1 protein-coding gene is annotated in these 10716 nt (G+C 43.8%); it reads right to left on the reverse strand.

Annotation, left to right across the window (positions count from 1 at the left end; translation table 11 throughout):
• Positions 1-10716, reverse strand: a 10716-nt coding sequence (locus tag EWU23_RS13660; RefSeq protein ID WP_166233161.1) for a beta strand repeat-containing protein, incomplete at both ends; no start/stop codon positions are given.

The raw sequence follows: 10716 nt of genomic DNA on the forward strand, positions 1-10716 counted from the left end.
TAGCTACCGTATTTCCATAGGCATCTTGTGCCGTTAAGGTATTCGTTCCAGTAAAGCCTACTCCGTTCACTTGAGGGGTTGCTAAACTAACCGCCAATTTACTGTAAGTGGCTGGGCTAACCGTTACCGATAAGCGGTCCCCTCCTGCTGCCAACAAGGTCCCGTCGGTAGCGGCTATCGTAGCACTTTCTGCTTTGTACAATGCCATGCTCGCAGTGGCTACACCACTTGTAAAGCTCATGCTCGTACTTTGACCAAAGTTGGTACTAGCTACTGTTGGTACGGTAGCTGGGCTACTTGAGCTAGCTGCTCCTGAGAAGGTAATCGATTTCGTTCCACTATATGTCGTGGCTGTATTGCCATTGGCATCTTTAGCTGTAACCGTGATAGTCTGACTTCCCCCTGCTGTTTGTGTGCCTGTTCCGGTTACAACCAATTTCGTGGCTTCTCCTGCACTCACTGTAATACTAGAGCTAGTCACAGCTGTTCCAGTGGCCGGGGTAAAGGTAAATGTTCCTGCACCTGCATTTCCTGCGAAGGTCAAACCTAAGCCAGTCAAATTCGCAACTCCACTGGTGAAGTCTGCTACATTATTTAATTTATTCGTTCCTGACAATCCTATGATACTACCTGTTAGGCTAGTAGTCACGGTAATATTATTTCCCGAAGCATTAAAGCTTGTTATTGGGTTACCATAGGCATCTTGGGCCGTTAAGGTATTGGTTCCTGTAAAGGCTGTGCCATTCACTTGTGGACTCGCCAAGCTCACCACTAATTTGCTGAAAGTGGCTGGCAATACCGTTACCGATAATTCATGTGAATTACCTGTCGCATTAATCGTTCCATCGGTCGTTGTTATCAAAGCACTCTCTGCTTGGTACAAGACCACAGAAGCCGTTGCCACTCCATTCGTAAAGACAATGCTGGTCGCTGTGCCAAAGTTCGTTCCATTCGCTGTCGCTACCGTCACTGGGCTACTAGAACTAGCTGCTCCTGAGAAAGTTAAACTCTTGCTTCCTGCATATCCTGTGGCTGTATTATGACTCGCATCCACCGCTCGAATCGTGATCGTTTGGGCTTCGCCAGCATTCTGACTCGCATTACCCGTGATCATCAAGTGATTGGCTACTCCTGAATTTATTTGTACCGTTCCACTGGTTACCGCTGTTCCACTTTGTGGGGTGAAAGTAAAGGTTCCTGTTCCTACTGTTCCTGTGAAAATCAATTGGCTCGTCAAATTCGCCACGCCGGCTGTAAAGTCACCGGCACTACTTAGTTTATTCGTGCCTGATAATCCCGTGATGGCTCCTGTTAAGGTTGTTGTTACTGTCACATTATTCGCACTCGCATCAAAGCTAGCTACCGTATTTCCATAGGCATCTTGTGCCGTTAAGGTATTCGTTCCAGTAAAGCCTACTCCGTTCACTTGAGGGGTTGCTAAACTAACCGCCAATTTACTGTAAGTGGCTGGGCTAACCGTTACCGATAAGCGGTCCCCTCCTGCTGCCAACAAGGTCCCGTCGGTAGCGGCTATCGTAGCACTTTCTGCTTTGTACAATGCCATGCTCGCAGTGGCTACACCACTTGTAAAGCTCATGCTCGTACTTTGACCAAAGTTGGTACTAGCTACTGTTGGTACGGTAGCTGGGCTACTTGAGCTAGCTGCTCCTGAGAAGGTAATCGATTTCGTTCCACTATATGTCGTGGCTGTATTGCCATTGGCATCTTTAGCTGTAACCGTGATAGTCTGACTTCCCCCTGCTGTTTGTGTGCCTGTTCCGGTTACAACCAATTTCGTGGCTTCTCCTGCACTCACTGTAATACTAGAGCTAGTCACAGCTGTTCCAGTGGCCGGGGTAAAGGTAAATGTTCCTGCACCTGAGGTTCCTGTGAAGGTCAAACCTAAGCCAGTTAAATTCGCAACTCCACTGGTGAAGTCTGCACCACTAGTTAATTTATTCGTTCCAGACAATCCGATGATGCTACCTGTTAGGCTAGTAGTCACGGTAATATTATTTCCCGAAGCATTGAAACTTGTTACCGTATTACCATAAGCATCCTGTGCCGTCAAGGTATTTGTTCCCGTAAAGGCTGTGCCATTCACTTGTGGACTCGCCAAGCTCACCGCTAATTTGCTGAAGCTTGCCTGAGAAACCGTTACCGATAAACGATCAGCACCAGCAGCTACAATTGATCCGTCTGTGGCGGCAATAGTAGCAGATTCGGCTTTGTACAATACCATGGAAGCTGTCGCTACCCCATTCGTAAAGGTCAAGCTTGTTCCTGTTCCTAAATCGGTACCCGCAACGGTTGGCGCTGTGGCTGGACTGTCTGAGCTATTCGCCCCAGAGAAAGTAATCGTATGAGAACCTGTATAAGCAGTCGCCGTATTTCCACTCGCATCTTTCGCGGTAACCGTGATTGTTTGAGCAGCACCTGCCGTTTGGGTGCCCGTTCCGGTCACTACTAACTTCGTAGCAGCACCTGAATTAATCGTGATGGATGAACTAGTAACTGCTGTACCGGTAGCAGGAGTAAAAGTAAATGTACCTGAACCTACGGCTCCTGTATATTTTAACCAGCCAGAAATATCGGCTACTCCATTGACAAATCGCTCGGATGCTAAAATCACATCACCTCCAACAAAACCAGATATCGTTCCTGATAAACTAGTCGTTACTGTAATATGATTTAATGCGGCATTGAAAGTTGTAACCGTATTTCCATAAGCATCTAATGCTGTTAAATTATTAGTACCCGTAAATGATACACCGCTTACTTGTGGACTAGTTAAACTAACCGATAATTTAGAGAAACTCGCTGCACCCACTGTGATGGATAAGCGATCCCCTCCCGATGTAGTGATGGCTCCTTGAGTAGCTACAATGACAGCAGATTCTGCTTTATAAAGTGCCATGGAAGCTGTGGCCACACCATTGGTAAAGGTTAAGCTAGTTGCAGTTCCAAAATCCGTACTTGCAACGGTTGGAGCTGTGGCAGGACTAGATGAACTTGCCGCACCTGAGAATATAATGGATTTACTTCCTGTGTATCCTGTGGCAGTATTGCCAGAAACATCTTTAGCGGTAATGGTAATGGTTTGAGCATTTCCCGCTGTTTGTGTTGTATTTCCTGTAACCACAAACTTGGTGGCATCTCCCGGTAAGAGATCACCTGAATCTGTACCTGTAGCTCCAGAAGCTGAAGTAAATACCAATGCTCCTGTTCCTGAAATACCTGTTAAGGTTAATTTATTGGTCAAATTAGATACCCCATTCACAAAATCAGCGGCAGAATTCAACACATTTCCACCAGATAAACCTGAGATTACTATGCCAACATCAGGTACACCAGTTACTGAAATGATATTTTGAGATGCATCAAAATCCGTAACGGTATTTCCATATTGATCTTGAGCCGTAATGGTATTTACACCTGTCCAAGCTACTGCATTGATTTGAGGAGAAGTTAAGTCTACGGCAAATTTACTTAGGGTACTTGGGCTAACGGTGACAGAAAGACGATCGGCTCCACTCGATGAAATTGTTCCATCGGTAGCAGAAACAGTAGCCGCCTCAGCCTTGTATAATCTCATGGATGCCGAAGCAACCCCATTGCTAAATGTTAAGCTGGTACCAGTACCAAAATTAGTACCCGCAACTGTTGGAGCTGTGCTTGGACTTAAGGAACTTCCTGCACCTGAGAATGTAAGGGTGTGGGAACCTGTATATGTCGTCGCTGTATTTCCATTAGCATCTTTCGCCGTTATAGTAATGGTTTGAGTACCTCCTGCAGTTTGACTTGCTGTACCTGTTACCACCAATTTGGTAGCTGCACCAGGAGCGAAAGTGATGGTAGATTGAGTTTGAGATCCTCCTCCACTTTTCACAGCTGTTCCACCGATCGTGGCAATGAAAACGCCTGATCCAGCAGTGGTTGGTGAAGTTACCGTAGCTGTATACGTACCATTACCAGCATCACTCACAGTTCCAATACTTCCTGAACCAGATTGTTTAGTAATCGTAACTGTTGCCCCGCCAGTTCCTATATTATTTCCATTGGCATCTTTGGCGGTAACGGTTAATACTTGAGTCGTCAATCCATCCGCTATAATAGATGCGCTAGTTGGTGTTAAAGTAGTAACAACTGCATCAATTGCTCCTGGAACATAAGTCACCGTGGCCTCTGTTTGAACACCTGAACCACTTTTCACTTCAGCTCCACCGATAGTCGCTACAAATACCCCTGAACCCGCAGCACTAGCTGCCGTTACTGTAGCAGTGTAAGTTCCATTTCCTCCGTCATTAACGATACTAATTGAGCCTGTTCCAGAAAGCTTGGTGATGGTAACTGTGGATCCACCTGCAAGTAAATTATTTCCAAAGGCATCCTTAGCTCTAACTGTTAATACTTGAGTACTTGCACCATCCGCAGTGATACTAGCAGATGTAGGTAATAAAGTAGAGATAGCGGCATCCACACTCGCAGGATTAACCGTTATATTATCCGATGCATCTAAAATTCCTGTAGCTCCGTCGGCGCTAGGTGTTGCATCTGAAACTGTCACAGAATAATTACCCGCCAACGTATTTCTAAACCAGAAATTAGCAATTGAGTCTCCATCCGCAATATTCACCGAAGTAATGATGCTACCATTACTCGCTGTACTATGGAATGTACCACCCGAATTGTATAAGTATACGGTTTGAGCACCTACAGTATTGGATAAATTGGCTATATCTCGACGAGAAACAGTATAAGCTGCTCGTGTACCAGCTGCGATATTGGCTGGTGCATTAATCACAAACTTGTTAGTTCCTGCTGTTTCTCCTGCATAAAAATCGCCCAATGAAGTAAATCCTGAACTTTGAACGGATGTACCTGTTCTGGTTCCTGCATTACCTATTGACCACACATCACCTAATTTTTTTCTTACAATGATAGCTGCCGTATTGGCACTTCCTTGTACATCTCCTCCTACATAATTCAAGGTTGCATCCAATGAACTATACGCACCTGAAGTATTGTCTAAGTCATTAATCGTCCAATAACGATTGATGTATTTGGACTGACTAATACCTGAACCTACTGCCGGAGCTGAACCTGGAACAGTGGTAGATGTAGTAATGGTTAAATTACCCGATCTTCCAGCAAATGATAAACTTAAAGGTGCATAGTTTCCTGAATCACCAATTGGGAAATTCACGGTACTGGAGTTTTGAGGTATACCTCTAGCCAATTTACCTTGGACGTATCTAGCACTACTAGCTCCTGTAATACTTGCTCCACTGGTTAATGTCAAGATGTTTCCACCATTGGTTACCACTTTTCCATTTTGGAATGTCAAAGTACCATTGATTAATACATCAGAATCCAAGGCTATGCCTGACGCAGTATTGACGGTTAAATTTCCTAATTGACGTGAGCCCGATTTGAAGCTGAAAGTTGGAGTTCCTGAGGTGGTATTCACCACCAAATTCGAGCTTGAACTACCTAATAAATTTCCAGTAATGGTCGACATAGAACCATCTAAAGTCAATGTATTAGCTCCAATAGCCAAATCACCACTTGCTAAATTAAAGTTTTGAGATACACTGATATTTCCATGCAATGTCTGGGTCACACTTTGAGAAGCATTATTCCATTCTACATTCATGAAGTTCTGATCCAAACCTCCGGTTAATGCCGTATTCGTAATTCCGTTTACTTTTAATAAAGCATGGGTTCCTGCACCTGCATTGCTTGTCCAAGTAGATGCTGGAATCACCCCACCATTTCTAGCATGCTCATAAGTACCTCCACGGAAGGCTAATAATTCTGTTCCCAATTCTTTCACAAAAGTACCTCCAGAGTTTTTGAATGTACCTTGTGTGTGAATATTATTTGCCGCTATCGGATCTGAAGCAAGTTTTAACGTTAATGTACTTCCAGATGGTAAGTCAAAGACCCCATCTATAATTAAACTATATAATTCAATATTGGTATTTAAAGTAGTTGTAATACCTGTTGGTATTTTAACAATATCATATTCTCCTTGAGATGTTTGAGTAGGAGCAACACTTGCACTAAACACAGTTCCACCGTCATTGGACACTTCCCATCCTACGGATGTCCAGTTTCCACTAGAAGTTGGTTGATAAATCGCACCTTCCGTAATGGTAAACGAGCCTGTTGAACTAGCTGTCAAACCCATTCCCGAAATTGCCGTGGTCGTTACAATCGCATTATTGTTATATGTGTACAATGGAGTATTTCGAGTTGATTCTGTAAATCTTAAATAATCAATCAAGAAAGAACTACTTCCTGCATTGATTGTCACTGTTACAGGATTACTCAATAATACGCCACCTGAAGTGGTTCGAACCAATTTATCTGTTTTATCTACACCACCGATGGTTAAGCCCAATTGTAAGGTTGTGTTGGTGCTTACATTGACTTGGTTACCATATGTATCTTGTACCAAAGCATTCAAAGTTGCATTGTTAGACCCCATCGTTGGGTAAGCTGGTGATAAGCTAGTTGCCACCAATTTAGAAGCAGTAGCTCCACTTACTGCCACACTCAATTTATCTTCATTAGCAGAAGAACTAACCGTTCCATCGGTCACAGAAACAAGTGCTGATTCAGCTTTATACAAAATCATAGAAGCTGTTCCCACCCCATTAGTGAAAGTCACTATGGTATTACTACCTAAATTAATGGCAGTTGAATTTTTATTGGTAACCGTTGGAGCTGTAACAGGATTCACTGAACTTGTTGCTCCTGAGAAAGTCAAGGTCTTATCTCCTGAATAACCCGTCACTGTATTACCATCTGCATCTTTAGCTGTGATGGTGATGGTCTGTGCAGCCCCAGCTGTTTGTGAACCTGTACCCGTAATGACCAATTTACTCACCGTTCCTGCACTAATCGTCACGTTCGAGCTTGTTACTGCTGTTCCTGATGCTGGAGTAAACGTAAATGTTCCTGTTCCCGTATTTCCAGTAAAAGTCAAACCAGCTATGGACGAAACACCGCTGGTGAAATCGCTTACATTATTTAATTTATTGGTTCCTGTTAAACCGCTAATTGTTCCTGTTAATGTAGACGTAACCGTCATGTTATTCGTGGCCGCATTAAAACCTGTGGCTACGTTACCCCAGAAGTCATAAGCTGTTAAGGTATTGGTACCCGTGAAGGCTATACCTGAGTTTTGAGGACTCGCTAAACTTACCGTAAATTTGGCACCTACACTTGGACTAACAGTAATTGATAAACGATCTCCCCCTGTGGAAGCTGAAATGGCCGTGGCACTAGCCGTAATGAATGTCGATTCCGCTTTATACAAGGCCATACTACCCGTTGCAACTCCAGCAGTAAAGGTCATGGTGGTGGCAGTTCCAAAATTCACAGCGGCCGCTGTTTTATCTGTTACTGTTGGCACAGTCACTGGATTAGTTGAAGAACTAGCTCCAGCAAAAGTAACATCGTGATCCCCTGTATAGGTCGTTACTGTATTTCCATTAGCATCTTTCGCAGTAATAGTAATTGATTGAGTACCTCCAGCTGTTTGAGTTCCCGTGCCAGTCACAACCAAACGTATCACAGTACCTGCACCCATGGTTACACTTCCACTAGTCACTGGTGTACCTGAGGCCGGAGTAAAGGTAAATGTGCCCGTTCCTATTGTTCCAGTAAAGGTCAATTTGCTACTTAAATTAGCTACACCTGTGCTAAAGTCTGCTGCATTATTTAATACATTAGATCCATTTAATCCAGATATTGTACCTGTCAATGAAGAAGTTACCGTAATCACATTAGCCGAAGCATTGAAGGTCGTTGCTACGTTGCCATAAGCATCATATGCTGTTAAGGTATTGGTACCCGTGAAGGCTGTACCTGAGTTTTGAGGGCTGGTTAAACTCACGGTAAACTTAGTGGCTACTCCATGACTTACCACTACGGTCAAACGGTCACCACCTGTAGAAGCGTTGATACCAACTGCGCTTGCCGCTATGTTAGCCGTTTCTACTTTGTACAATTTCAAATCCGATGTAGCTACTCCGCTTGTAAAGGCGATGGTGGTAGCAGTTCCAAAATCAATGGCTGCACTCGTATTATCTGTAGCATTAGGTGCTGTCACTGGATTAGCAGAAGAACTTGCACCAGAGAAAGTCAAAGTTTGATTTCCGGTATAACCCGTAGCTGTATTACCATTCGCGTCTTTGGCAGTGATGGTCATGGTTTGAGTAGCACCAGCCACTTGTGTTCCTGATCCTGTTATCACGAATTTAGTCGCTGCGCCAGAACCAACGGTTACATTGGAACTAGTAACGCTAGTACCAGTGGTAGGGGTAAAAGTAAATGTACCTGTTCCCACAGTTCCTGAGAAAATCAAACTTGAACTTAAGTTCGCTACTCCAGCAGTGAAATCACCTGCACTGTTTAAAATATTCGTTCCCGATAGACCGGTAATAGTTCCTGTTAAAGAAGTAGTAACGGTAACGGGGTTGGTAGACGCATTATATAAGGAAGTATTTCCATAAGCATCTTGGGCCGTCAAGGTATTGGTTCCAGTAAAGGCTACTCCGTTGGTTTGTGGACTTGTTAGACTTACCACAAATTTACTGAACGGTGATGCAGCCACTAGTACACCTAAACGATCCGCTCCAGATGTAGTAATGGCACTTTGCGTAGCCACTACATTGACTGTTTCAGCCTTGTATAAAACCATGCTGGCAGTAGCCACACCATTACTAAACGAAATATTGGTGGCTGTACCAAAATTAGTTCCTCCTACAGTTGGAACTGTTACGGGATTAGAAGAACTCGCTGCACCTGTAAATGTCACGGATTTAGTTCCTGTGTAAGCTGTAGCCGTATTGCCACTGGCGTCTTTTGCGGTAATGGTAATGGTTTGAGCTTGACCAGCTGTTTCTGTACCGCTACCTGTAACGACAAATTTAGTAGCCGCACCTGGGTTAATCACTCCATTGAATGAGCCTGTGGCTCCTCCTGTGGTAGAAGTAAAGGTAATAGTACCAGATCCTGAGGTACCTGTATAAATTAATTTACCGGTCAAATCCGCTACCCCATTGACAAAATCCGTATTACTCGTCAATTTATCCACTCCGGATAAGCCTGTAATAGCTCCGCCTAAACTGGTCGTGGCTGTTACATTGTTTGTTGAGGCATCAAATGTTAAGACTGCATTTCCGTATGCATCTTCTGCCGTAATAGTATTTACTCCTGTAATGACCGCTCCACTGGTTTGTGGGGTAGTCAATGATGCTTCAAATTTATTTAACGTACTATAATTAACCGTGACGGTCAATCGATCTGCCCCAGATGAAGCTATACTTCCATCATTAGCAACGATATTACTTACCTCAGCCGCATATAATACCATAGATGCCGTAGCAACCCCATTCGTAAATGTCACATTCGTACTAGTTCCAAAATCAATACCACCTACAGTTGGTGCTGTCTGAGGATTATGGGAAACATTGGCTCCTGAGAAGGTCAAAGCTTTTACTCCTGCATAAGAAGTAACCGTGTTTCCTTGGGCATCTTTAGCCGTTAACGTAATGGTTTGACTAGTACCCGCTGTAATCGTGCTGGTTCCTGTAATCACTAAACGAGTCGCAGATCCTGTGTTTATAGTGACATTGCCGCTAGTACCTGTGGCACCGCTAGCCGTTGCAAAACTAAAAGTACCCGTTCCCACGGTACCAGTGAATTTCAAACCTAAACTAGTTAAGTCAGCTACACCACTGGTAAAGTCTCCTGCTTGGTTTAGTACGTTATTTGTTCCTGAACCTAATCCACTGATGGTTCCTGTTAACGTACTAGTAACCGTAACATTATTGGTATTAGCAGCAAAAGTAGTCACGGTATTACCATACGCATCTTGTGCCGTTAAGGTATTTGTTCCAGTGAAGGCTGTTCCATTGGTTTGTGGACTTGCCAAATTAGCTACCAATTTATCTAATGTTGCTGCTGACACAGCTACACTTAGGCGATTAGCACCTGAAGTAGTTACTGCACCTTGTGTTGCCACTAATAGTGCAGTTTCTGCTTTGTACAATTTCACTAAAGCTGTTCCAACACCATTGCTAAAGGTTACAACAGTCGCTGTGCCAAAATTAATATCGGCAAGATCTTTATCACGTGCTGTTGCTGCTGTGCTTGGGTTAGTTGAACTATTGGCTCCTGATAATACGATCGATTTATCTCCCGTATATCCAGTAGCCGTATTTCCACTGGCATCTTTAGCTGTAACCGTGATAGTCTGACTTCCTCCTGCTGTTTGCGTACCTGTTCCTGTTACAATAAACTTCGTAGCTGTACCCGGATTCACCGTGATACTGGAACTTGTTACTGCAGTTCCTGTCGCTGGGGTAAAGGTAAATGTTCCTGTACCTGAGGTTCCGGTGAAGGTCAAACCTAAGCTAGTTAAGTTCGCTACTCCGCTAGTGAAATCTACCGCATTGTTCATCACGGCACCATTGGACAATCCACTAATGCTTCCTGTTAGGCTTGTACTTACTGTAATATTATTCGCGTTCGCATTAAAGCTAGTTACCGTGTTTCCATAAGCATCTTGGGCCGTTAAAGTATTGGTTCCCGTAAAGGCTGTGCCATTCACTTGTGGACTCGCCAAGCTCACCACTAATTTACTGAAAGTGGCTGGCAATACCGTTACCGATAATTCATGTGAATTACCTGTCGCATTAA

This window comes from Aquirufa beregesia, from assembly GCF_011090385.1.
Taxonomy (GTDB): Bacteria; Bacteroidota; Bacteroidia; order Cytophagales; family Spirosomataceae; genus Aquirufa; species Aquirufa beregesia.